This window comes from Kangiella sp., assembly GCF_048265365.1.
Classification (GTDB): Bacteria; Pseudomonadota; Gammaproteobacteria; order Enterobacterales; family Kangiellaceae; genus Kangiella.
In genome coordinates, this window is sequence record NZ_JBLXBT010000001.1 from 1,352,687 (window position 1) to 1,377,830 (window position 25,144).

The 25,144-nt window shown below is 44.3% G+C and carries 23 protein-coding genes; 10 read left to right on the forward strand and 13 right to left on the reverse strand.

Features of this window, described 5'->3' with window-relative positions; genetic code table 11:
- Nucleotides 1-106 precede the first annotated feature (106 nt).
- Nucleotides 107-649, forward strand: a complete 543-nt coding sequence (gene ubiT / locus ACN0VI_RS06305; protein WP_417446160.1) for a ubiquinone anaerobic biosynthesis accessory factor UbiT — start codon at nucleotides 107-109, stop codon at nucleotides 647-649.
- Here ubiT and ACN0VI_RS06310 read toward each other — a convergent pair.
- From ACN0VI_RS06310 to ACN0VI_RS06320, 3 genes are read right to left on the reverse strand one after another with little or no spacing between them, the layout of a single operon-like run.
- On the reverse strand, nucleotides 619-1,500 hold the full coding sequence (locus ACN0VI_RS06310; protein WP_417446161.1) for a U32 family peptidase: 882 nt from the start codon (nucleotides 1,498-1,500) through the stop codon (nucleotides 619-621). The two genes, ubiT and ACN0VI_RS06310, sit on opposite strands and share 31 nt — an antisense overlap.
- 5 nt (nucleotides 1,501-1,505) lie before the next feature.
- Nucleotides 1,506-2,495, reverse strand: coding sequence for a ubiquinone anaerobic biosynthesis protein UbiU (gene ubiU / locus ACN0VI_RS06315; protein WP_331892261.1), 990 nt, complete (start codon nucleotides 2,493-2,495; stop codon nucleotides 1,506-1,508).
- Between the two features lie 8 nt (nucleotides 2,496-2,503).
- The gene (locus ACN0VI_RS06320) at nucleotides 2,504-2,785 is read right to left on the reverse strand and encodes a chorismate mutase (RefSeq protein WP_331892262.1); all 282 of its coding nucleotides are present in this window, start codon (nucleotides 2,783-2,785) and stop codon (nucleotides 2,504-2,506) included.
- Between the two features lie 613 nt (nucleotides 2,786-3,398).
- On the opposite strand from ACN0VI_RS06320, the gene ggt reads away from it, so the two are divergent.
- Nucleotides 3,399-5,159, forward strand: coding sequence for a gamma-glutamyltransferase (gene ggt / locus ACN0VI_RS06325; RefSeq protein ID WP_417446162.1), 1,761 nt, complete (start codon nucleotides 3,399-3,401; stop codon nucleotides 5,157-5,159).
- A gap of 77 nt (nucleotides 5,160-5,236) precedes the next feature.
- On the opposite strand, the gene ACN0VI_RS06330 is transcribed toward ggt, so the two are convergent.
- A complete protein-coding gene (locus ACN0VI_RS06330; RefSeq protein ID WP_417446163.1) occupies nucleotides 5,237-5,773 on the reverse strand; it encodes a hypothetical protein in 537 nt (178 codons plus the stop codon).
- Nucleotides 5,774-5,798: 25 nt separating this feature from the next.
- The gene (gene metG / locus ACN0VI_RS06335) at nucleotides 5,799-7,823 is read right to left on the reverse strand and encodes a methionine--tRNA ligase (protein ID WP_417446164.1); all 2,025 of its coding nucleotides are present in this window, start codon (nucleotides 7,821-7,823) and stop codon (nucleotides 5,799-5,801) included.
- Between the two features lie 179 nt (nucleotides 7,824-8,002).
- Between metG and apbC the strand changes: the two genes are divergently transcribed.
- Complete coding sequence (apbC, locus tag ACN0VI_RS06340) at nucleotides 8,003-9,091, forward strand: iron-sulfur cluster carrier protein ApbC (RefSeq protein WP_417446165.1); 1,089 nt, start codon at nucleotides 8,003-8,005, stop codon at nucleotides 9,089-9,091.
- 62 nt (nucleotides 9,092-9,153) lie between these two features.
- Complete coding sequence (dcd, locus tag ACN0VI_RS06345; RefSeq protein WP_331890811.1) at nucleotides 9,154-9,720, forward strand: dCTP deaminase; 567 nt, start codon at nucleotides 9,154-9,156, stop codon at nucleotides 9,718-9,720.
- An 82-nt stretch (nucleotides 9,721-9,802) separates the two neighbouring features.
- Here the strand turns inward: dcd and ACN0VI_RS06350 are convergent, their stop codons facing one another.
- From ACN0VI_RS06350 to ACN0VI_RS06370, 5 genes are all read right to left on the reverse strand, one after another.
- Complete coding sequence (locus tag ACN0VI_RS06350; protein WP_417446166.1) at nucleotides 9,803-10,618, reverse strand: DUF3108 domain-containing protein; 816 nt, start codon at nucleotides 10,616-10,618, stop codon at nucleotides 9,803-9,805.
- Entirely contained in the window at nucleotides 10,575-11,198 is a 624-nt protein-coding gene (purN, locus tag ACN0VI_RS06355; protein WP_417446167.1) for a phosphoribosylglycinamide formyltransferase, read from the reverse strand. The genes ACN0VI_RS06350 and purN overlap by 44 nt, the downstream gene beginning before the upstream one ends.
- Before the next feature lie 11 nt (nucleotides 11,199-11,209).
- Nucleotides 11,210-12,247, reverse strand: coding sequence for a phosphoribosylformylglycinamidine cyclo-ligase (purM, locus tag ACN0VI_RS06360; RefSeq protein ID WP_331892294.1), 1,038 nt, complete (start codon nucleotides 12,245-12,247; stop codon nucleotides 11,210-11,212).
- 170 nt (nucleotides 12,248-12,417) lie between these two features.
- Nucleotides 12,418-13,083, reverse strand: a complete 666-nt coding sequence (locus ACN0VI_RS06365) for an OmpA family protein (protein ID WP_331892296.1) — start codon at nucleotides 13,081-13,083, stop codon at nucleotides 12,418-12,420.
- A 169-nt stretch (nucleotides 13,084-13,252) separates the two neighbouring features.
- Nucleotides 13,253-13,816, reverse strand: coding sequence for a hypoxanthine-guanine phosphoribosyltransferase (locus ACN0VI_RS06370; RefSeq protein ID WP_417446168.1), 564 nt, complete (start codon nucleotides 13,814-13,816; stop codon nucleotides 13,253-13,255).
- Nucleotides 13,817-14,097: 281 nt separating this feature from the next.
- On the opposite strand from ACN0VI_RS06370, the gene ACN0VI_RS06375 reads away from it, so the two are divergent.
- From ACN0VI_RS06375 to hda, 3 genes are read left to right on the forward strand one after another with little or no spacing between them, the layout of a single operon-like run.
- Nucleotides 14,098-15,165: a DUF2066 domain-containing protein gene (locus ACN0VI_RS06375; protein ID WP_331892299.1), complete on the forward strand. Its 1,068-nt coding sequence runs from the start codon at nucleotides 14,098-14,100 to the stop codon at nucleotides 15,163-15,165.
- Nucleotides 15,166-15,191: 26 nt separating this feature from the next.
- Nucleotides 15,192-15,824: a CDP-alcohol phosphatidyltransferase family protein gene (locus ACN0VI_RS06380; protein ID WP_417446169.1), complete on the forward strand. Its 633-nt coding sequence runs from the start codon at nucleotides 15,192-15,194 to the stop codon at nucleotides 15,822-15,824.
- Between the two features lie 23 nt (nucleotides 15,825-15,847).
- Nucleotides 15,848-16,537, forward strand: coding sequence for a DnaA regulatory inactivator Hda (gene hda, locus ACN0VI_RS06385; protein WP_417446170.1), 690 nt, complete (start codon nucleotides 15,848-15,850; stop codon nucleotides 16,535-16,537).
- Between the two features lie 13 nt (nucleotides 16,538-16,550).
- Here hda and ACN0VI_RS06390 read toward each other — a convergent pair whose 3' ends face one another.
- Entirely contained in the window at nucleotides 16,551-16,910 is a 360-nt protein-coding gene (locus ACN0VI_RS06390) for a carboxymuconolactone decarboxylase family protein (RefSeq protein ID WP_417446171.1), read from the reverse strand.
- 140 nt (nucleotides 16,911-17,050) lie between these two features.
- Between ACN0VI_RS06390 and ACN0VI_RS06395 the strand changes: the two genes are divergently transcribed.
- From ACN0VI_RS06395 to ACN0VI_RS06405, 3 genes are read left to right on the forward strand one after another with little or no spacing between them, the layout of a single operon-like run.
- Nucleotides 17,051-18,802, forward strand: a complete 1,752-nt coding sequence (locus ACN0VI_RS06395; RefSeq protein ID WP_417446172.1) for a pentapeptide repeat-containing protein — start codon at nucleotides 17,051-17,053, stop codon at nucleotides 18,800-18,802.
- Nucleotides 18,803-19,690: a TolB family protein gene (locus ACN0VI_RS06400; RefSeq protein WP_417446173.1), complete on the forward strand. Its 888-nt coding sequence runs from the start codon at nucleotides 18,803-18,805 to the stop codon at nucleotides 19,688-19,690.
- Between the two features lie 19 nt (nucleotides 19,691-19,709).
- Complete coding sequence (locus tag ACN0VI_RS06405; RefSeq protein ID WP_417446174.1) at nucleotides 19,710-22,061, forward strand: EAL domain-containing protein; 2,352 nt, start codon at nucleotides 19,710-19,712, stop codon at nucleotides 22,059-22,061.
- Between the two features lie 82 nt (nucleotides 22,062-22,143).
- Here the strand turns inward: ACN0VI_RS06405 and pckA are convergent, their stop codons facing one another.
- Complete coding sequence (pckA, locus tag ACN0VI_RS06410) at nucleotides 22,144-23,745, reverse strand: phosphoenolpyruvate carboxykinase (ATP) (protein WP_417446175.1); 1,602 nt, start codon at nucleotides 23,743-23,745, stop codon at nucleotides 22,144-22,146.
- 269 nt (nucleotides 23,746-24,014) lie between these two features.
- Nucleotides 24,015-24,986, reverse strand: coding sequence for an octaprenyl diphosphate synthase (ispB, locus tag ACN0VI_RS06415; protein ID WP_417446176.1), 972 nt, complete (start codon nucleotides 24,984-24,986; stop codon nucleotides 24,015-24,017).
- Nucleotides 24,987-25,144 lie beyond the last annotated feature (158 nt).

A 25,144-nucleotide genomic window follows, 5' to 3' on the forward strand; every position in this document is an offset into this window, starting at 1 on the left:
TGGCCGCTATACTCACTCTACGAATGAGGAGGCTCATGATCAAGGTCATGCTTTATTTTCTGCGCAATTCTTATAATGAGTCAATTTCAACAATTGATTAATCGTTATGACTGAGTCCACTGGTGTTCTAAAGCTTCCTTTTGCTGATAATTTGAAGTCTGCTTTATTGCCGAAATTTGCTTCTTGGGTTGCTCCTAAAAATTTGGGTTCATGTGTACGCTTGGTACCGCAGGTGATCAATCGTAAAGTGATTGAGTCGGTGTTGAATCGTGTGTTGCAGGAGCAGGTTGCGGATGGTGATTTTGATTATTTGAGCGGTAAGTGGTTGCAGGTTGAAATCCGGGATGCCCAACTGTTTGTGACTCTCGGTTTTCGCAATGGACAGTTTGTGTGTCGTGAGGTTGTGCGCCAGGCGTGCGAGGCTAATGCTCATTTGTCGGTTATGACGGTTGATGCAATTGACATGGTGCAGCAGAAGGTTGATCCGGATACTTTATTTTTCCAACGAAAGTTAACCATTGGTGGCGATACAGAGTTGGCGCACCATGTTAAAAATACGTTGGATACGCTAGACCCAGAGGCTATTCCCAAAGTGGTGCTGAGTCTGTTGCAGCACTATCAGGCGATCATTTCCAGGCCTGCCATCTGAAACCAGTAGCCGTTGCAGTATTCGCGTGTGTGGTCTGCAAAATTAACGGTTGTTTGGTTGCTGTTAATGGCATGAGTCAGTGCATGAATAACCTCTAAGGTCGTTTCAGGGGCTACCGGTACAATCCGCGCGTAATCTATTCCAGCAGCTTGTAGTTTCTGCCAGTGATTAAGCAAATTGCTGACTTTGCCTGACTGAGTCTGGATGCCATTAATTTGCGCAAAGCTATCGCCTTCGCGTGTAGAAACCTCAATTCCTTCCACATCATCTTTGCATTTAAACTGGCAGCGATCTTTTGGTAAGTCATGATGACGTGCGGTAAAGCAACGAGCCGAATAAGCCAGTGGCATTCGCCCATAAATTTGATACTCAAGTTCAACGCCAAGCTCTTGTGCTTTCGGGATAACGGGCTTGAGATCTTCCTGGCCCAGTTCCACCGGAATGTTCCAACGGGTCATGCCTAATCTATTGAACAGACTTAGGGACTGGTTGTTATAGATATTGATGGCATTACCGGCGACAAACGACTTGCTAGCTTGATTGGCAATTTGTATCGCTGACATATCATTGGCTTCAACCAGGAAATCACCTTGCTGGACAATTTTTTTCAGGTAGTTCAATTCTGATTCTGCTTCGAGCAAGGTCATGGTTGAAAGAACTACTTGTTTACCTTTGCTGGCTAACAGCTTGCCGATTTCCATCCAGTCTTGCAGTGTCATGCTGCGACGTTTAGAGCAAACGGTTTCGCCCAGATAGACGGTATCAATATCGGTGTCAGCAACCTGCTGATAGAAATCCTGATAGTCTTGTTTGGTCCAAAAATAAGGGACGGCTGCGAGTGATGTTTTCATAATGGTTATTGCCAGCTACGTTCATAGGCGCCAATGGTTGTCTGGCGACCTTCTGAAAGTGCGGTGAGTTTTTGTTTATCCTGTTCGGTGGGCTGCTCTGAGTTTTTGAGAACAGAGTCAATCGCCTTGCGCCAGACATTGGCCACAGTTTCAATGTAGGCAGGACTGCGCTGGCGACCTTCAATTTTTATCGCCACCACACCGGCCTGATGCAGTTCAGGCAGAATGTCCATAGTATTGAGGCTGGTCGGTTCTTCCAATGCGTATTCAATATTACCTTCCACTTCAAAGCGGCCCTTGCACAGTGTCGGGTAGCCTGCGTTTTCACCTTCCTCAAACTGGTCGATCAACAGATTGTTTAATCGACTCTTAAGCACGCCATCATTTTCTTCCCAGCGCACATGAGAGGAGGGCGAGCAGACACCCTGAGTATTGGGGGATTCGCCAGTTAAATAAGACGATAAGTAACAGCGACCTTCAGCCATGATGCAGAGACTGCCAAAGCCAAAGACCTCAATTTCTACTGGTGATTTTTGTGCTAATTGAGTGACCTGCTTTAAGGATAAAACGCGCGGTAGAACGGCGCGCTTGATGCCAAAATTCTGATGATAAAAATTCAGTGCTTCAAGGTTGGTTGCTGAGGCCTGCACGGATAAGTGTATTGGAAACTCACTGGAGCGGGAACGGATGTAGTCCATGATGCCGCTGTCAGCAACAATTAGGCTATCAATACCAATATCCAGCGCCATGTCGACACTGGATGTCCAGGTCTTCCAGCCATCCTGCCTTGGGTAGGTATTGATCGCGCAATAGACTTTGCAGTTATGTTGATGAGCGTACTCGATGCCTTTGTGCAGATGTTTTTCACTAAAGTTGAGGCCTGAAAAATGGCGAGCATTGGTTGCATTTTTAAAGCCGATGTAGACCGCGTTTGCACCCTGATCAACGGCTTTGACTAATGACGGGTAATTGCCCGCTGGACATACTAATTCCATGAATTGAGTTAACCTGCTTGTTTGGTATTTTTTAGAAGCTGTAGATTTAAACTGGCATTGAATACTGCGCGGAAAATACAGATCAGATCCAGTTGATGGTAAAGCGTAGGGTTGCGCGAAGAGATATCGCTGATGATTTGGCGTTCCCGTTCCGGGCAGTGTAATGGCAGGCCTAGCTCACCTTTCAGATCAGAGATCTGGTCAATCACCTGAGAGCGTTGTTTTAACAGGCTAAGTAATTGTTCATCAATGGCGTCGATTTTTGAGCGTAACTGATCAAGTGGCATCATGGTATTTCTCCCCGGCACTCTTTAAGTTATGGGTATAACTCATTAATGGACACATTTTAGGTGTAGCTTTTGTTAAAGCCCTTGATATGAATCAAACAAGTGGGGATGTTTTGAGGGGGAAAGAGCAGATTCTGAATTCCCTATAGGTATTCCCTCTGGTCACAGTTTGGGCAGGCAACTCTCCAGGATTTGCCCCTGCATTCCCCACATCCCTGTGGGTCAAATGACATTCCTTGAGGTTATGCTCTCTGTGGGCAAGCGTCATTCCTTAAAGGTGTTCTAAGAAGTCTGCTAGGGTCAATCTTTGGCAAAAGCCTATTATTCTTGTCATCCTGAAATTTATTCAGGATCTAGGACAAGTCATGACTTGTCCGCAGCTCTGAGAAATATAACTGTAGTGTTGTCTATCCGGACAGGATTCGTAATTTAGTAGTTAAAAGAGCGAAAGAGCAGATTCCAAATCTAGTTTGGAATGACAAAACTCTGGGAGGAGTTATTCTCTGTGGGCAAGTGTCAATCCTTAGGTTTTCTTATTGGCGTGCCCACCTGCGACAAGTGTATATCTGAGCCTTCGACTTTATACCGATATGGTTTACACTGACTGCATCTTTGAATGACCTTAATTCTTGTTATGACTTTTATTCGTCCAATTTTCTATGTTTTAACCAGCTTACTGCTGTCTCTATCGGTCAGTTCTGTGGCTTATGCCAGCTCAGAGAGCAAAGAAGCGCCGGCCATTATTGATTACCAGAGTATTCACCATCCGGAAGTTGCAGAAAACGGCATGGTGGTGTCGCAACAATTTATCGCCAGTCGAGTAGGCCGCGATATTTTGCGCAAAGGTGGTAATGCTGTGGATGCTGCAGTGGCAACATCGTTAGCATTGGCGGTAGTCCTGCCTCGTGCTGGTAACTTGGGAGGAGGCGGTTTTATGCTGGTTCACCTTGCCGAGAAAGGCGAAACGGTGGCGATTGATTATCGTGAAATGGCACCTGCTAAAGCACATCGTAATCTGTTTCTGAATGCTGATGGCAGTGTGAATCCCATTAAAGCGCGCTTTAGCCATTTGTCTGCAGGCGTACCGGGCACCGTTGCGGGCATGGAGTTAGCCTTGGAGCAATACGGAACTATGGAGTGGGAAGAGGTGATTCAGCCAGCGATTGATTTGGCGGAGAATGGCTTTGAGGTGACTTGGGACCTGTCCAATAATCTGGAGCGCCGAAGTAGCCGCATGCTCAATGAAGCGACTCGTAAGGCTTTTTATAAAAAGGATGGTTCTACCTATCAAGCAGGAGAAATCTTTAAGCAACCTGATTTGGCCTGGTCGCTAAAACAATTACAGAAGCATGGCTCAAAAGCCTTTTACGAGGGAGACATTGCCAAGCGACTGGTTGCGGATATGGAAAAGCATGGTGGCCTAATCACACTGCAAGATCTTGCTAATTATAAGCCGGTCGTTCGTAAGCCATTAACGGGTGATTATCGTGGGCACCGGATTGTTACCATGCCGCCGTCTAGCTCTGGTGGCGTGCACCTGATTCAAATGCTGAATATTCTTGAGCATTTCCCGATTAAAGACTTGGGCGTTAACTCAGCCAATTCTATTCATGTGATGACCGAAAGTATGAAGTGGGCTTATGCAGATCGCAGCAAACATTTGGGCGATACGGATTTTTATGATGTGCCGATTGAGTGGCTGACCAGTAAGGAATATGGCAAGCAACTGGCTAAGACCATTGAGATGGATAAGGTAACTCCGTCCAGCGAGATAGAAGCGGGCACAAAACCAAAATACGAAAGTCCTGATACGACGCATTTTTCGGTGGTGGATCAATGGGGTAATGCCGTTTCCAATACCTATACCTTGAACTTTTCCTATGGCTCGGGGATAGTCGCCGCTGGCACCGGGATATTGCTGAACAATGAAATGGATGATTTTTCCTCCAAACCTGGCACGCCTAATGCCTATGGTTTGATTGGCGGTGAAGCCAATGCTATTGAACCTAAAAAGCGTCCCTTAAGCTCTATGACACCAACCATGGTCTTTAAAGATGGCAAAGTAAAGCTGGTTACCGGAAGTCCTGGTGGCAGCCGAATCATCACTACGGTGCTGCAAATGGTAGTCAACGTCGTCGATCATGATATGAATGTGGCTGAAGCGACCCATACCGCACGTTTCCATCATCAATGGCTACCGGATCGTCTGTTCGTTGAGCCAGCGATTAATCCTGATACCCGTGATTTGCTCAAAGCCAAGGGCTACGAGCTGTATGATTCGAGCACTATGGGCAGTACTCAATCCATACAGGTAGAAGATTATATTTATGGTTCCGCTGATCCGCGCCGTCCGAATGCCGAAGCGGCGGGGTATTGAGATAGGTTTGGTTTGCAATTTATAGGATGGATTAGGCTCAAAGAGCTAACCCATCCTAAATTAAAAAGTTAAAGGGCTTATGACTTATTGGGTTGCTCTTCGCTATTAAAGCTTTTTTCACTCTTTGTGGTTTCCTCACCGAGGGATGGCTCGATAGGTGTTGCCATGTTTTTAACTTCAGGTTTTGCTTTTGATTTATTTGGCGTTGCTCTATCGTTACTTTGGGCTTGCTTCTTTCGCCAAAATTTAAAGCCGAACCATGCGCCAAGTCCAACTACAAAAATGGTTACGAATACCCAGATAATGGTTTTGACGCCCGCCATGAAGCCTGCGCTGTCGCCATCAAATAATAACACCACGGAATTTAAGACTAACGGCGAGTAGGTTTCGGCATAATCCACAGGGTGGCCGGGAGTGAGCGCTCCTGCCAGTATAACTGAGGTGATAAACCACTTAATGGCGAAGTGCCATTTTCGGGTGGCGTACCAAATGATGCCAATCATCAATAAAACTAGCCCAATGTACATGGCCCAAGTTGAACCATAGCTGGCAAAGGTGGTGACGATTTCTTGTGTCTCACCGGTCTGCACTGTTTCTGTTGCTGCTACTGTCATGATTAATCCTGTTATTGTTCTCTGGCTACTTTACCCGCATGCCTGGTTGGGCGCCTTCGTCTGGATTCAGGATCCAGAGATCTTTACCGCCTGGGCCGGCTGCCAATACCATACCTTCTGACATACCAAATTTCATCTTGCGTGGCGCAAGGTTAGCGACCATCACGGTTAGCTTGCCTTCTAAATCAGCAGGGTCGTAAGCGGCTTTAATACCGGCAAAGACTTGCTTGGTGACACCATTACCTAAATCCAGTTGTAGCTTGAGTAGTTTATCTGCCCCTTCCACATGCTCGGCTTTGGCAATTTTAGCAATACGTAAATCAATCTTGTCAAAGTCACCAAACTGGATTTCATCTTTAATCGGATCATCCAGTTGTGTTTCCGGTTTTACTTCCGGTTCTAAGTCTTCTTTTGAATCTTCAATCATGGCTTCGACCTGTTTCATATCGATGCGTTGCATCATAGGTTTGAATTTATTGATTTCGTAATTCGTTAAAACGTCTTGAGCACTCGCCCAGTCCAGGTTATCCAATTTCAGGAAGTCTTGTACTTTGCCTGCTAATTCGGGCAGTACTGGCGCTAGGTAAGCGGTCAGAATTTTGAACATGTTGATGCCAAGGCTACACACCTGATGGGCGCGTTCTTTGGTTTCATCATTCTTGACCAGATTCCACGGCTCTTCGTTTGCGATGTATGCATTGGCTTTGTCGGCCAGCGCCATAATCTGTTTTACGGCACGACCAAAATCGCGGTTTTCATAATGCTGAGCTAGTTCTTCTGAGGCATCGGTGAACTGCTTGATCAGTTCTGGCTCAATGATGCTGTCGCTTAACTTTCCATCAAACTGTTTGGTAATGAAACCTGCACAACGGCTTGCAATATTGACCAGTTTACCAACTAAATCGGAGTTAACGCGTTGCACAAAATCTTCAAGATTTAAATCGAAGTCATCAATGCGGTTGGATAGTTTTGCCGCATAGTAATAGCGCAGGAACTCAGGACGGAAGTGGTTGAGGTAAGTACGTGCTTTGATGAAGGTGCCTTTGGATTTTGACATCTTCTGGCCATTGACGGTTACAAAACCATGAGCCCATACCGCGCTTGGTGTGCGGTATCCTGCGCCTTCTAATACTGATGGCCAGAACAGAGTGTGGAAATAAATGATGTCCTTACCTATGAAGTGATAAACCTCAGCGTCGCTGTCTTTGCCCCAGAAGTCATCAAAGTTCAAATCATCACGCTTATCACACAAGTTCTTAAAGCTGGCCATATAGCCGATTGGCGCATCCAGCCAGACGTAGAAGTATTTGCCTTTTTCGCCCGGGATTTCCCAACCGAAATAAGGTGCATCGCGTGAAATATCCCACTGACGCAAATCATCCAGCCATTCGTTCATTTTGTTTTGTACTTCTGATTGAACGTGTCCGTCAGCACCTAACCATTCGCGCAAGAATCCTTCGAAGCCTTTCAGGTCAAAGAAAAAGTGTTCTGATTCTTTAAGAATTGGAGTTGCACCAGATACTGCTGACTTTGGATTCTTCAGTTCTGTCGGGCTATAGGTTGCGCCACAGGAGTCGCAGTTATCGCCGTATTGATCTTCCGAGCCACATTTTGGGCAAGTGCCTTTTACGAAACGATCCGGCAGGAACATTTCTTTTTCAGGATCGAATAATTGATTAATGGTCTTTGAGCTGATGTGACCATTTTCTTTGAGCTTGAGGTAAATGCCTTGCGTCAGCTCTTTCGATTCTGGGCTGTGGGTGCTGTGGAAATTATCAAAACCAATCAAGCAGTCAGCAAAATCCTGGGCGTGCGCCTGATGACTTTCTTTAATGAAGTCTTCAGGTGTTTTGCCTTCTTTCTGTGCGCGTAACATCACTGGGGTGCCATGAGTATCGTCTGCACAGACATAGATACATTGATGGCCACGAGACTTCTGGAAGCGAACCCAGATGTCGGTTTGCACATATTCCAGCAGGTGGCCAATGTGGATATCGCCATTGGCATAGGGAAGGGCGCTGGTAACAAGAATTTTGCGTTGTGAGCTCATATTGAAATAGAGTCCTGAAATTAGTTTTGTGGATCATTTACTTAGCCGTGAATACTACTTGTTTTGGGTCAAATTTTCATTAACTAATTCGCCCAAATATCATGATCTGGCTTGGTTTTCGGCCCTAAAAGACTTAGACTTTGAGCCACTTTTTTAAATAAGCCGGACAGATAAGCAGAATGCTCACTGAACAGCAGATCCACGATGCGCTGAGCCAACTGAAGCTCAGTCAATTAGATACCGATTTAATCAGCGCTAAAGCACTTAAAAAGACCGATATTGATGGAAATAAGGTCATTTTGACCATTAAATTGGGCTTTCCGATGGGTGATTATCAGCAAGAGCTGGAGCGTGAGGTTTGCGAATACCTTAACGCACAGTTTCCTGAGATCGAGGCTCAAGCTAAGGTTTCCTGGCGCGTAGAGTCCCATGCTCATCCCGCTAAAGTACAAGCCATGCCTGATATCAAGAATATTATTGCCGTCGCATCAGGCAAAGGTGGTGTGGGTAAATCGACTACTTCTGTTAATTTAGCGCTAGCTTTAAGTCATTTAGGCGCCAATGTCGGCATTTTAGATGCTGATATCTACGGCCCCAGCATTCCAATTATGCTCGGTCTACAAGGCAAGCACCCTGAGAGCACCGATAAAAAGACCCTTTTGCCGGTTGAAAATCATGGCCTGCAATCGATGTCGATTGGTTATCTGGTCAAGCCGGAGCAGGCTATGGTATGGCGTGGGCCAATGGCCAGCGGGGCACTACAACAGCTGATTAATGACACTCAATGGCGTGCTCTCGATTACTTGATCATCGACTTGCCACCGGGCACGGGCGATATACAGTTGACCATGGCGCAGAAGATCCCAGTCACCGCAGCGGTGGTTGTAACCACGCCGCAAGATATTGCTCTGGCCGATGCGCGAAAAGCGGTGACCATGTTCAATAAGGTTTCAGTACCGGTTCTTGGGGTGGTCGAAAATATGGCCATGCACACCTGTTCCAACTGCGGTCATCAGGAGCATATTTTTGGTGCTGGCGGTGGCGACAAGCTGGCCCAGGAGATTGGGGTTGAGCTATTGGGTAGTTTGCCATTGGCTTTATCCATTCGTGAGCAGGCTGATAATGGCGAGCCGACTGTGATTGCCGATCCGGCAAGTGCAGAAAGTCACTTGTATCTTGACATAGCGCAACGCATTGCTGCTAAATTGTCGTTACAAGAGAAAGAGTTCAGAGCGGACTTTCCGACGATTACGATTGATAACACTTAATGTTGATACTGTAATGTTTAGAGCAATGTTAAGTAATAATTAGAAATTAAAGAGAAACGACTATGACAATAAAAGCTGATAAGTGGATCCGCAGAATGGCGGAGAGTGATGGAATGATTGAACCATTTGAGCCAGGACAGGTTCGTTACAATGGTGATCACCGTATCGTATCTTATGGCACTTCGAGCTACGGCTACGACGTGCGTTGTTCTGATGAGTTTAAGATTTTCACCAATATCAATTCAGCCATTGTTGACCCTAAGGCTTTCGATGAGAACAGCTTTGTTGACGTTAAAAGTGACGTTTGTATTATTCCGCCTAACTCATTCGCGCTAGCTCGTACCATTGAGTATTTCCGTATTCCGCGCAACGTATTGACCGTGTGTTTGGGTAAATCAACTTATGCGCGTTGCGGCATCATCGTTAACGTCACGCCGCTTGAGCCTGAGTGGGAAGGGCATGTAACACTCGAGTTTTCGAACACAACACCATTACCTGCAAAAATTTATGCCAATGAAGGCGTAGCGCAGATGTTGTTCTATGAATCAGACGAAGTGTGTGAAACCTCATACAAGGATCGCGGTGGTAAGTATCAGGGGCAGCGTGGGGTGACTCTTCCGAAAACCTAATAGCTCAGTTCCTACTAAAATAAAAAAGCCAAAGACGTCATTGCCTTTGGCTTTTTTTATGTAATAACTTTTCCTTAGAATGTTAAAGTTTCCAGCTGGTTGCCACTAACTTGGCTTCTTCTTCATCGTCTTTAATTCTTTGGATCTGGACCAGTAACATTTCATGGTCTATGGCAAACCAGAAATTAGTGATACGAGTACCGTCTTTTTCCACCAGCTGTAATTTTGCGGTTCGAATGTCGCCTGATTTTAACTTTAGCGTTTCTTCGCCCATCACCGTAAACTCATGATGACGAATACCACCTCGATAGCTGATGTCGATAGCTTGCAGAGGCTTTTGTGCCATCAGGGTTTCTCTTACTGCTAAAACCTCAGTGAGCGGATCGAGTAGACCGTCCTGTAGCTGCATGTTCCACTTTCTATCCTCGTATGAGCCTTGTTCACGCATCGCGTCCCAGTCAAACTTTTGTGTCAAAGTCCGATCCGAACGGAAGCTGGTGTCAGCAAAACTTTGATAATGCAGTGGGCGAATAACTCCATCGACTATTTCAAAGCGACTGGTTTCGCGACGTTCGTCTGAAAGCAAATAATAACTGATATCTGACTTCATCGAAGATTGCCATTGGCCATTACTGAGCTGCTCTAGTGTACGCTTGGCTGTTCCTATCTTGTCGCCATCGTGCATCACTTTGTATTGTATGGAATAGGGCTTAACGGCTTTCAGATCTGTGCTTTTGTATTCGGCAGTTGGTTCTTCAGCTGCTACTGTGGCAGTGAATAAGCTAATGAGTAAAAATAGCAGGGCGCTTGAGAATAGACTTAAAAATACAGCTGAGGAAATACCCTCGGATGACTTATGAGAGCTTAACTGGCTGTTGGTCGAGCCAGGCTTGGCCATCTTTGAATTGAAGGCGGCCGCTGCAGAACCAGCTAACCACTTGTGAGTATAGCTTGTGTTCTTGTTGCTGAATTTTCTGTTGTAGTGTTTGCTCTGTGTCATCTGCTGTAACATGAATACTCCGTTGTGCAATGATTGGGCCACCATCCAGCTCAGCCGTTACAAAGTGTACACTGGTTCCGTGTTCTTTATCACCATTCTCCAGTACTCGCTTGTGTGTGTCGAGTCCAGGGTATTTAGGTAATAAAGACGGATGGATGTTAAGCATTGTGCCTAAGTAATGCTGAACAAACTCTGAACTTAGAATACGCATAAATCCCGCCAACACAACCAAGTCTGGTTGGTATTGGTCAATGGTTTTAATCAGAGCCTGTTCAAAGTCAGAACGACTGGCAAATTGGGTATGATCGACCGCAATGGCTGGGATGTTTGCACGGGTAGCGCGTTCAAGTCCGTAGACATCCGGTTTATTACTGATTACAGCGGATACACGACCATCGATAGCGCCGTTTTGGACGCTATCGATAATGGCTTGCAGATTGCTTCCGTTACCGGAAATAAGAACAACGATGTTGGACATATTGGGTTGGTTTAAAGAACGACTTGTTCTTCATCACCATCGCGTGCAGCGATATAGCCAATGTTATAGACCGTTTCACCCAACGTTTGTAATAAATCAGAGGCTCTTTCAGCGTTCTCTTTGCTCACGACAAGAACCATGCCGATACCGCAGTTGAAAGTACGGTGCATTTCATGACGATCGACATTACCTTCCGTTTGGAGCCATTGGAAGATTTTAGGCATTTGCCAGGCGCTGGTGTTAATCATGGCCTTAGATGTCTTAGGCATAACACGTGGCAGGTTCTCTTGTAGACCGCCGCCAGTGATGTGCGAAATAGCCTTAACTTCCACTTCTTTAAACAGGCGAAGCAATGGTTTAACGTAGATGCGGGTTGGCTCTAACAGGGTTTCGCCTAATGTTTTGCCATTCTCGAACTCGGCATTAACGTCAGCACCGCTGACTTCAAGAATTTTGCGGATCAATGAGTAGCCGTTTGAGTGTGGGCCGCTTGAAGCTAAACCGAGCAATACATCGCCGGACTTAACTTTGCTGCCATCAATAATCTTTTTCTTATCAACGATGCCCACGCAGAAGCCAGCCAAGTCGTAATCATCGCCTTCATACATGCCCGGCATTTCAGCAGTTTCGCCACCAATCAATGAGCAACCTGAGATTTCACAACCCTTAGCAATACCTGTAACCACGTCTGCTGCAATGTCGACGTCCAGTTTGCCGGTAGCGTAATAGTCCAGGAAGAATAGAGGTTCAGCGCCTTGAACAACCAAGTCGTTGACGCACATGGCAACCAAATCAATCCCAACGGTATCGTGCTTTTTCAGATTCAAGGCAAGACGCAGTTTCGTACCTACGCCATCAGTACCGGCAACAAGCGCCGGCTCTTCATAACCTGAAGGCAAGTCGAAGAGTGCGCCAAAGCCACCGATATTTCCCATCACTTCAGGGCGGTAAGTTTTTTTGCAGACGTCTTTGATTCGGTCTACCAGGGCGTTGCCTGCATCAATGTCCACACCTGCGTCTTTATAGCTCAGGGATTTTTTGTCGCTCATTTGTATTCCTAGATAAAAGTGGGCTCGGGTCAATGGACCCTTTCAAAATTGCGCTAATTTTACTAGATGCGGCTATTGATAGAAAGGAGTGACCTTAAAAAAGCATCAACTTAATTGCTTACAGGCAAAGAAAAAGCGGCCGAAGCCGCTTTTTACAAGAACAGATACACTTAGTTCTGTGGATCTGGGGTAATGGTCAATTCAACACGACGGTTTTTAGAGCGACCAGCTTCTGTTTCGTTTGGTGCTACCGGGTAGCGTTCGCCATAACCAACCACACGTAGACGGTTATTTGGAATCTCGCGCTGACGTAAGTAAGACGCTACGCTGTTAGCACGTTTTTCCGATAACTCCTGGTTGTAGGAATCGCTACCGACAGAATCGGTAAAGCCAGCTACTTCCAGATTGGTGTCTTTAAACTTGTAGAGTACTTTAGAGACTGAATCTAATACCGGATAGAAACCACTATCAATGGCAAAACGGTCAGTCTCGAAGGTTATGTCGCCAGGCATGATTAAGTGAATTTGATCACCGTCACGCTGAACGCCCACACCTGTCCCAGCCAATTCTTCGCGAAGTTCCGCTTCCTGGCTGTCCATGTAGGCACCGATACCAGCACCAATTGCACCACAACCTAGAGCAGCGTTACGAGCACTTTTGCTATCGCGAGTTGCGCCAATCAGGCCACAAGTAATGGCACCAATCGCGCCATACTTAACTGTTTTACTGGTTTGTTCTTCACCAGTGTATGGATTAAGCGTTGTACAACCAACACCCATCACGCCTGCAACAACTGCGGCAGTAAGGGTTTTCATAAAAGGGGTCGATATTTTCATACTATTTCTCCTCGGGTTCCCCAAAAAATACTTGGATTCATCATAGCTTACTAGAATGAATACTAACTGAATTAACAGTGACTTATTAGCGTATCTTTGCTTTCAAGTTAATACAAAGACGTAAATGTGAATTATTACTCAGTATACGCCTTTTATAAGAAGATGACCGTTATATCGCATAAATTGCTGGCAAATTACGCCATAACCCTTTGTAATCCATGCCACAGCCAAAAATATATCGATCCGGTACACTTAAGCCAATAAAATCAGGTTTAAAACCTGACTCAGGTTTGCGTTGGTGGTCCTTGTCTACTAGAACGCCGCATTGAAGGCTTGTAGGATTAAACTGCTGACACTCGTTTGCAATCGCTTCCAAAGTAATGCCTTCATCAAAAATATCATCAAGCAATAAGACGGGGTGGTTATGGATATCTTCAGCTTTGGGTTTAACCATCCATTGTAGTTGCTGTCCATGCGTTTTATCGCCGTAGCGAGTGGCGTGTAGATAGCTGACTGATACAGGTATGGTTAGTAGACGTAATAATTGTCCTGCAAAGTAGAGCCCACCATTCATGATGCAAAAAATCTGTAAAGGAGCGGGGTAGTTCTGGCTGTTGATTTGTTCGGCGAGCTTGCTGATGGCGCTGTCTACAACCTGTTCGCTGACTATGACTTCCGCATGATTTAAGACCTGATCGGGATGTGGGAAGTGACTTGAGCTGCCTTTTGCCATTGAATTCGCCTGTTTAATGCTGAGAAATAAAGAAAGTGCCGCGTATTATAGGTAAGGTCAAACGCTCATTCGAGACTTTCTTGCGGTAAATACGAATGAAAAAGGGAAAGAAAAGGGATAGTTAACTCTATCTATCATTAGGATATGGTCTAATTGCCTGGCGTGATTATTAAAAACTGCTAAAATGCCGACATTATTGGGCAGGTTATCGGTGCTTGTGCAAATATTGCAAGCTTTGTATTAAGGCGAGCAAAAGATAATTAAAACAGGAACTTAGGTTCATGAGACATATTTCAAAAAAATATCTTTATTTGACACTCCTGCTAGTGAATATTTTTTGGGTTATGCCCGCTCAATCTGAGCGTGTGGCTGACTTATATTCTGCTAGCTGGCCAGTGGAAAATCAGTCGACCGGTGTGCGTCAAAGTGCTATGCAGAATGTCTTCGCGGAAGTTCTGGTTCGAGTCAGTGGCAATAAATCTGTTGTTAACAGTTCGCAAATCCAAGCGGTTCTGTCGGATGCGCAAAATTATATGCGTCAATATTCCTATAAAAGGTTGAGTGCAGAAGAGCAAATGGTCTATGAAAGACCTTTATTGCTGGTTGCTACTTTCGACAGCCAGGCGGTACACAGAATATTAAAAGACGCGCAACAGCCTATCTGGTCTGAAAACAGACCTATCGGTAGTTTCTGGATTGCAGTGGAAGAGGCTGGGCAACGTCGCGTAGTCTCAGAAAGTCGGGATCAGGTGGCTATCGCTATAAAGCGTGCGGCAGCCCGCCGAGGCTTGCCAATTGTCATGCCCTTGATGGATCTGGAAGACAAGTCAGAAGTTTCTGTGGGTGATGTCTGGGGCCGGTTTACTGGGCCAATCAAAAGAGCTTCTGAGCGATATAATGCTGACTATGTGGTCGCTGGACAGTTGTCACAGAGCGGTGGACAATGGATGGGGCGCTGGTCGTTGGATTTAGGCGGAAACGTTGAGAATATATCGAGCACTGCCGGCAGCAAGCGACAGGTAGTGGCTGATTTAATTGACCAAATAGCCGATAAATTGGCGGCAAGACTGTCTATTGTGTTATCTGATGAAGTGCTTGCGGTAGAGATTTTTGTTGAGAATATCAATTCACTGGATGCCTATGCTGGTGCCAGACGTTATCTGGAAGGCTTGGGTATGACTCAATCAGTGAGAGTGCTTCAAGTGAAAGGTGATGCTGTTTTATTTGAAGTTAAGGTGCAATCTTCGCCACAAAGCTTGATTGATGCTATTAATATAGGAAATAATCTGCGTCGCACTCCAACCGATCAAGGTTTAGGCGGACGATACAGTTTCCGCTGGCAGGAATAGTAAACAGGGAAATAAATAATAAAATCATGAGCTTAAGTGTATTACCAAACATCATTACCATCATGCGGATTATTCTGATTATTCCGTTTGCCTACTATGTAATGATCGAACAATATGCTTTGGCATTGGTTATTTTCCTGATTGCGGGCCTTTCCGATGGTTTGGATGGGCTACTCGCTAAGCGGTTTCGCTGGCAAAGCCGGTTTGGTTCGATCACCGATCCTTTAGCCGATAAATTATTGTTGCTGGTAGCTTTACTATTGTTGGTGGTTAAAGGGCATATTTCCTGGACTTTATTTTGGGTATCAACCGCAAGAGATGTGATTATTGTCGGCGGCGCAACCAGCTATCATTATTTCGTTGGGCCTTATGAAATGCGCCCGTCTTTAATTTCTAAGTGGAATACGGCTTTGCTTATTCTGCTGGTATTATTGGTTTTATTGACGGTCGCCGACTGGTATTCCGCTCCTGATATGTTGTTGCAAGGCCTTGAAATTACAGTAATATTGACCTGCATTATCAGTGGCCTTCATTATATCTGGCTAGGCGTTGTTAACTACAAAGTGGTTAAGAATGAGAAACAGGCGTTGCCTGAAAGCGGCAATGACGCAGTTAAAGATAAGACTGAAACGAACCACACTGACCCTGGTCAGCAATAAGAATAACCGATAAATAAACAGCCATGCAGCAATTACCCCTCGATATAGAGCTTCATTCCGATGCAACCTTTGCCAATTTTATGGTTGGCGAAAACCAGCTGTTGCTTCAGAAGTTAGAAGCCATTTGTCAGGGTGAGAGCGAGTTTATCTATATCTATTCCGAACCGGGCCATGGTCGAAGTCATTTACTGCAAGCATTAACTCATGCTTATTCTGAGCAGAATCCCGACAAGCTCATTGCCTATTTGCCATTAGAAAACAGCATGTTAGTACCGCAAATGCTGGATGGCCTGGTGGCTTTTGATTGTGTCTCGTTGGATGGTATTGAGAAAGTGATTGCTGATAAAGACTGGCAAACCGCGATTTTCAATCTTTATAACCAACTCAAAGAGCAGGGCAAGAGTTTGCTGATCACAGGCTTAAATGCGCCATCGCAGCTGGCTCTTGATCTTAAGGACCTTAAGTCACGGCTATCGGCTATGTTCATATACAACATCAGGCCCTTAAACGATGAAGAAAAGCTGATTCTGCTACAAAGAAAAGCAGAGGAAAAAGGCTTGGAGCTCAGTACAGAAGTCGCTCAGTATTTATTGGCCCGCCAACAACGTGATTTACCCACGTTGCTGGGAATTTTGGATAAACTGGATCAAGCATCCTTGCAGGCCAAAAGAAAATTAACCATTCCATTTGTTAAAGAAGTGCTTGGTTTATAAGGATTAATATAAACTACTCACTTTGATCTTGTTCCTCGAATAAAAACTCAAGGCTAAGTTTTGCGTGACGTAAATGTGGGATCACAATCGAACCGCCCACTAACATAGCAACGCCCATAGCTTCGTCAAGTTCCTGCTTATTCCAACCTTGCTTGACGCACTGTTCCAGATGGTAATCAATACAGTCGTTGCAACGCAACACCATGGATGCAACCAGACCAAGTAACTCTTTGGTTTTCGAATCAAGAACACCTTCACCGTAGGCTGTTTTGTCTAGTCCAAAGAAACGCTTAATTAACAGGCTGTCGGTATCCAATGCTTTGGCGTTACCCTGTTCGCGTTTGTGGCGAAACTCTTCAAATGGATGAGTCATGATAATCCTTAGAAATGGCAAAAGAATCCATTGTACTGACAGCCAGCTTTAGCTCAAGTAAAACTGCTGTTAGATGCTGTTTTATATAAAGTTTCTATGGTATAAATAGAGTGCTACGGCTTGGCTGAAGAGGAAAACTCATGTCTCTGACATCAGAGGACAATACAGAATTATTAAAAATATTAATGCAAGGGGAAAAAGTCTGGAATCAATGGCGCAAAGAGAACCCAAAAACTCACGCCAATTTTGACGGACAGGATCTTCGAGGCCTTGACTTGTCTGGTTGTGATCTTTCAGAAATGAGTTTTGTTGGAGCCAATCTAGCTTATTCCGATTTGCAAGGTGTTGCTTTAATCGCCAGTAATCTGACTGACGCCAATCTTTGTTATTGCAATCTTTCCGGTGCAAAATTAATTGCTGCTAATTTAAAGCAAGCTAATCTTAGCCATGCCAATTTACTTCATGCCAATTTATTAACTGCCATTTGTTTCCGCACCGATTTGTCCAGTGTGGATTTACGTGACCATGATTTGCGCGGGCAAGATTTGCGCGAAGCCAATTTGAGTGGAGCTGATTTGCGTAACCAAAACTTAGAAGGTTTGGACATGCAGGGCGCTAAATTAATCGGCGCAAAAATGGAAAATGTTAATTTACGCGATACCAATCTAAACAAAGCTAATTTGTCTGATGTTGATTTATCCAGCTGCCGCATTGAGGGGGTTACTTTAAAGGGTGCCAATCTTAGCAATGCTAATATTTCAGGTTTGGATTTATCCGGCTTTAATTTAAATGGCGTAAACTTCAAAGGTGCTGATTTACGAAGCGCTAATTTAGGCAGAGCAAATCTTGATAACGCGATCTTGAGTGCTACCAAATTATGGCAAGTGCAAACGAATGGCTGGTCGATTCGTAACATTGACTGTAGCCATGCAAGTTGGGATCAGCGTGGTCGTGATTATACTCATTACGCTAAGAATCAATTTGAAAAATTATTTGCAGATAAGATCACTTTTACACTGCGCTACCAGCGTATGTTGTCTTACCAGGATCTAGCTACGTTACCATTTTTGATTGAACATCTTGAAGCCAGTTATTGGGGCTGTAAACTGCGTATTCGAGATATTCGCAATGAACCCGGCGATACTCGCGCCATTATCGTGGTCGAAGATACGGGTGGTTTAAATCCAACCATGCTTGAAGCGAGTCTTCGACAAGAAGCAGAAAAATTGCAATCTATTCAAATCAGTCTTCAATCCGAGCGCAAACTGCAGTTTGAAATCCGAGAGTCTTTACAGGCGATTAAAGATAAATACTGGCCTAAGTTACTTGAGCTTTCTGAAATTGACAGTGATGCAAAGACTCGTCGTTTAGCAGTGTTGTTTACTGACCTAAAAGGCTTTTCACATTGGACTGAAGAAGATCGAACAGAGAAACTTTCTTTGTTCCGAGGTTTATTAAAACCTGTTCTTAAAAAATGGCAAGCCAGTTATCCTAATATGGAGGGTGATTCTTTAAGAGCCACTTTTCAGAATGTTGAAAGCGCTTTAAGCTGCGCCGCCATGATTCAAAAGGTATTGGCGGGAGCCGGCTTTGCTTTACGTATCGGTTTGGATATTGGCGAAGTTAAAATTACTCACAATGAAATTACCGAGCAACTTGATATTGAAGGTGATGCCATTAACTTTGCTGCACGCCTCGAGTCTATGGCTGAACCTGGTGAAGTACTGGTGTCGGAAAATGTCAGGCATTATGCCATTCAGGCTGACTCAGCTTTTACTTTCAAAGAACAAAGGCTAGCCCTTAAAAAAGCAGTCGGCGATAAGCAGGCAGGCGATAAAATTGTTTGCTATTCGGCACAACCTTTGGCTTTTGTTCAGCCTCCGGAGTCATAAATGAACTTTTCTTCCTGGCTGGCAATTGTGTTGTCAGCACAATTAGTTTGTGTGTCAGATCTGCGAGCAGAAGACGAAACTCCTGCAATCCCTTCAACCGATATTGTAGTTATTCCTGTGAGTTCGCCTGGCGCTTCAATGAAAGTGGATGCTGGTAATGCACTCAATGCTTTTAATCATATAGGTTATGATAATCAACCTCATTTTTCCGCCGATGGTGAGCTGCTGTATTTCACACGAATGATGGATGAACAAACGGATATCTTTGCTTACCACTTTGCCGAAAAGAAACTAACCAACGTCACTCAAAGTGATGACGTTAGCGAGTATTCCCCGACGGTTTATGATGACAGTAGATTAAGTGTTATAGGTGTTAATTCTGAAGGTCAGCAGCATTTGCGCTTGATCACTCTTGATGATGCAACCCAACAAGTTCTCAACCCCGCTATTGAGCCTGTGGGATATCACGCATGGCTGAACTCAGACTTGGCTGCTACTTTTGTCTTGGGCGAAGTGATGACTTTGCAATTACTTGACGTTAATGCTGAAGGAAAAGCAGAGCCATTGGTTGAAAATATAGGCCGTTGCTTGCAACGAGTTACAGAGAATAAAGTGAGCTTCACTCAGCTCATAGATGGTCAGAATCATATTTTTTTGATAGACCAAAGCGGTGACGTTAAAGCCACAGACATTGTTTTACCTGAGGGTGTACAGGATTACGTTTGGCTGGACTCAAATGGGGTAGCTGTTGGTAAGGGCAGTCAATTGTGGTATATAAGTAACACAGAAAAGAAAATACTCGCAGATCTAAAAGAATTAGAGATTAATAATATAAGCAGGCTTGCACTCGATACTATCAATCAAAGATTGGCGTTAGTTTACAAATAGACGCTGAGGAGTCGTTTTAATGACAAGAAAGGCAAAGCCATTACCTTTTCTGGTAAAAAACCTGATTGCAATTGGGATTATAGTGCTATTGGGCTTTGCTTTTTTGTGGTTTGCTGGGCGCTGGTTAGAGTCCACTGAACATCAGTATGCTGAAGAGCGCTTCAATGATGTGTCAACTCGCTATGTATTAAAGATTACAGGTGATGTTAAGCGATTTATTGATGATGTTGAGCAGCTAGCCACTTTCTTTTCCCTTTCTGAAAAAGTCACTCGATTCGAGTTTGAACATTTTGCTAAGAGCAATCTGGTTAAACACAGCGGAATTCAGGCATTTGAGTACGTGCAATTTGTTAAGCATGAAAATTTAGAGTCATTCCTTGAGACTGCCCGCGAAGAATATCCTGATTTTAGCTTAACTGAAAAAGCAAATGATGGAACTTTAATCCTTTTAAAATTAAATCGTGAAGTTTATTATCCGATTATTTATGCGTATCCTTATCAAGAAAATAAAGAGGTCATTGGTTACGACCCTTATCGTTCTGATGCACGCCAGGAAGCCTTAGAAAGGGCTATTCGAACTAACTCAACGACAGTAACTTCACGTATGGAGTTGCACCAGCATCCAGGCAAATCCGCTGCTTTAGTTTTTGCTCCGGCTTATAGTTATGCAAAAGAAAACACGCAGGGAAATATCGTTGGTTTGTCTGAAGGCGTATTCGTTTTAGAGGAGCTTATTAGTGAAACCTCGAGTGAATTGGCGCGCTTTGGACTGTCGCTCACTATAAACGATGTGACTGATGGCGGTAACAGCCTGTTACTTGAGCACCATTCAAGAGGTCAATCACAAGTTGATAGTGATAATGCATTTGCCATTGATAGAACATTTGATCTAGGTGGTCGAGTTTGGAACTTAACCATTACCGGCAGCATTGAAGAGTTTTATTTGCCGCTATCCAATGCTCGCTATTCGTTGATGTTATTAGTAATGTTGCTGGCCATATTCCTGTCCTATTTTATGTATCTGGTTTTTGTGCTCTATCGCAATAATAAGGTTTTACTAGAGAGCAAGGGCCAGTTAAGGAAAAACATCACTGAGCTTGAGTCGAGTCGAAGTCAACTGGTGTATCAGGCTAATCACGATTTCCTGACTGAGCTCGAGAACCGTTTTGCTCTGGATAAGTTTCTCAATGAGTTAATAAGTGAGAGTGATGGAGCTAAACACATTGCCTGTTTGCTTGATATTGACAAGTTTAATCTGGTTAATGATTCATTTGGGCATGAAGCAGGCAACTTTGTGCTAAAACAGTTTGCCAAGATTATTCGTGCGAATATCGGGGGGAATGATCGTGCCTTTCGACTTAGTGCAGATGAGTTTTTGATTGTTTTTGATCAGGTAAATTTAGAGTCTGCCTATAAGGTTATTCAGAATATCCTAATGACAGTGCACGATACTGTATTTGATTGGACAGAAATGCACATTAGTGTCGATGCAAGTGCTGGTATGGCAACAATGAGTTCAGACACCTTAGGACCTAGCGAAGTTCTTTCGGAACTAGCATCCGCTCGAACCATAGCGAAAGAAAAAGGCGGTAATCGAATCCATGTGTTTGATAAGAGCGATCCTGAGAGTATCCACTTCCATCAGCAAGTGTTATGGGTTAACCGTATTAATAAAGCCTTAGACGAAGATCGTTTTGCCCTACGTATACAAACCATTAAAGACCTTAATGGCGAGGGTGATTTGAAAGAAGTGCTGGTGGTTATGCTGGATGAACAAGGTGGCATGATACCGCCTATTGAATTTATTCCTGCCGCTGAACGATTTAATTTAATGCCACAGGTTGACGAATGGGTTGTAAACCGTGTGCTGGAATACTTGGAAGCTAATCAGCAAGCAAGTGATTATTTGTGGTGTATCAATTTATCAGGTGTTTCACTTAATAGTGAAGAGTTTAGAGAGAATCTGGTCGAGAAAATTTCAGAGAATCAAGAGTTAGCCAGGTATATGGTATTTGAAATTACTGAGACTGCAGCCATCAATAACTACGATTTGGTAAAAGAGTTTATTGACAGCCTCAATCGCTTTGGTTGCAAGTTTGCATTGGATGATTTTGGTAGCGGTATGTCATCTTATGGTTACCTACGGAACATTCCAGTTGACTTCATTAAGGTAGATGGCTCTTTCATTAAGCAAATACTCGAAAATGATTATGACCAAACCATTGTAAAAAGTATTTGTGAAATTAGTGTTCAGCTCGGTATTAAGACGATTGCAGAGTTTGTTGAGAATGAACAGGTATTGAATAAGATTAAAGAAATGGGCTTTGATTATGGGCAGGGTTATCACATAGATAAGCCCAAGTTGATTTAAGTTTCATTATCTATTTTCAAAAGCACCAAGACAAAATAAAAGCCGCATTCAGCGGCTTTTATTTTAAGTTTAGAACTTACTATTAAAGCGATGGCCCTGCTGATATAAGCGCTTTAGCTTTGTCGTTATCAGCAAATCGGTCAAAGTTCTTAATAAACATTGCCGCTAGCTTTTTCGCCTTTTCTTCCCATTCAGCTGCAGAGTTATAGGTGTTTTGTGGGTTCAGAATGTTGGTATCGACGCCTTTTAGTTCAGTTGGGATAGCTAGATTGAAATAAGGCAGGTTCTCAAATGAACATTCTTCAATAGAACCATCCATAATTGCATCAATAATTCCGCGCGTATCTTTGATTGATATACGCTTTCCAGTGCCGTTCCAACCGGTATTGACTAAGTACACTTCTGCGCCAGCATCTTGAACGCGTTTCTCTAGTACTTCAGCGTACTGTGTTGGATGCAATGATAAGAAGGCTTCGCCAAAGCAAGAGGAGAAGGTTGGAGTTGGTTCTGTGATACCACGTTCAGTGCCCGCTAACTTGGCTGTGAAGCCCGATAGGAAGTAGTATTGAGTCTGCTCAGGAGTTAATTTGGCAACCGGAGGAAGCACACCAAAGGCATCGGCTGTCAGGAACACGACTTTCTGTGCATGGCCAGCCATGGAAGCAGGTTTAACGATATTGTTAATATGATAGATGGGGTATGAAACACGAGTGTTTTCAGTTTTACTACCATCGTCAAAATCAATCTTGCCGTTGTCGCCGACTACAACATTTTCAAGTAAAGCATCGCGACGAATTGCACGGTAAATATCGGGCTCATTTTCCTCGCTCAAGTTGATGGTTTTTGCATAACAACCACCTTCGAAGTTGAAGACGCCATTATCATCCCAGCCATGCTCATCATCACCAATCAAGGCACGCTTTGGATCCGTTGAAAGAGTTGTTTTACCGGTACCGGAAAGACCAAAGAAAATGGCTACATCACCTTTTTCGCCAACATTTGCTGAACAGTGCATGGAAGCAATGCCTTTTAGCGGTAGCAGGTAGTTCATCATCGAGAACATACCTTTTTTCATTTCACCGCCGTACCAGGTGCCACCGATAAGCTGAATTTTCTCAGTCAGGTTGAAAGCAACAAAGTTTTCAGAGTTGAGGCTATGTTCTTGCCACTTAGGGTTGGTCGCTTTAGAACCATTCATGACCACGAAATCAGGCTCGAAACCTTCCAGCTCATCATCGCTTGGACGAATGAACATGTTTTTAACGAAGTGAGCTTGCCATGCAACTTGAGTGATAAAGCGCACTTTCAAACGCGTTGCTTCATCGGCTCCGCAGAAAGTATCAACCACAAATAGACGACTATCTGATAGTTGATTGGTAACCACTTGCTTTAAGTCTGACCAGACTTCTGGAGAAATAGGCTTGTTATCATTCACCCCATTTTTTGACCACCACACTGTATCGCGAGTGGTGTCATCCATAACGATGTACTTATCTTTCGGTGAGCGACCTGTGAAAATACCGGTATCTACTGCAACGGCACCAGTGTCAGTGACCACGCCTTTCTCATAACCTTCGGCGCCTGGTTTGGTTTCTTCTTCAAATAGTAATTCGTAAGACGGGTTATAGATAATTTCTGAAACTGAGTGGATGCCATATTGGCTTAAATCAAGATTGCGAGACATTGGGTACTCCTCTTGGACAAAGGCTCTCAAACCTTTGCAATGCAACTGTTAAGCTAAGCGGATCGGGATGCTTAAAATTGCGCGCTATTATCGCAGAATTTAAAAACGCTTGCGAGAGCTAAAAGCTATCAATTGTCAATTTTTTTGCCACTGATTGGCTTTTTAAATCGATAGCTTCAATCATTGCCTGTTACCCCATCTCTGGCAAGGTATAAATCGGTGTAGGGGCTGACTGATTCCGTTTTTAGAGTTGTGTTTGAGAGTTACGCTTAGGAGTTACGCTTGAGTGACAGCTGGGCAATATCAATTAGCGCCTGTTTGTACTGACTCTCGGGTAGTGGTTCTAAGGCACTAATGGCTTTTGCTACCGCTCTCTCTGCTGACTGGTAGGTGTATTCGATAGCGCCTGTCTCTTGGATAATGCGTAGGATGGCATCCATATTATCAAGCCCACCTTGTTCGATGGCCTGGCGTATCATTTGCGCATCACTGTCAGAGCCGTGCTGCATCGCATAAATCAGGGGCAGGGTAGGCTTACCTTCGGCCAGATCATCACCGACATTCTTACCGAGCTCTTCGGTATCAGCGGCATAATCCAACGCATCATCCACGAGCTGGAAAGCATTGCCGAGTTGTAGGCCGTATTCACGTAAACCTTCTTCGATATCTTTGCTGGCGCCTGCAAGGATGGCAGCCAATTGCGTGGCAGCCGCAAACAAAATGGCGGTTTTGCGCTCAATCACTTGATAATAAGAAGCTTCGTCCACATCAGGATCATTGACGTTCATCAGCTGTAGGACTTCGCCAGCGGCTACTTCGTTAGTAGTTTCCGAAAGCACTTCCATTACACGCATTTCGCCCACTTCAACCATCATCTGGAAGGAGCGGCTATATAAATAGTCTCCTACCAGTACCGAGGCCTGATTACCAAACATGGCGTTGGCGGTTTGGCGACCACGGCGTAGGTCAGACTCATCCACAACATCATCATGAAGCAGGGTGGCGGTATGGATAAGTTCGATCACGGCAGCCAGATTCGGATGGAATTTGCCCTTATAATTTAATGACTTAGCGGCTAGTAGCAAGAGCATAGGACGCAATCGCTTACCGCCCGCCGCAACAATATAATGACCGACCTGGTTCACAAGAACCACGTCTGATTGCAGTCTGTCTATAATGATTTGGTTGGTAGCATCAAACTCATCCGCAACCAAGTCTCTGATTTCATCTAGGGTCATCATAATTGTCAAAAGCGTTTGTATTTTGTAGGAAAATCAATAAAATTGCACCGCAATCCTAGTGAGGCATCGCGTTTCGGTCAAGTGTTATCGACGTTTTTTCAAGTCGTAGCCCGACGGCAGCCTCGAACGGGCGAAAAAAGAGTAAAAAAGCCTGATTT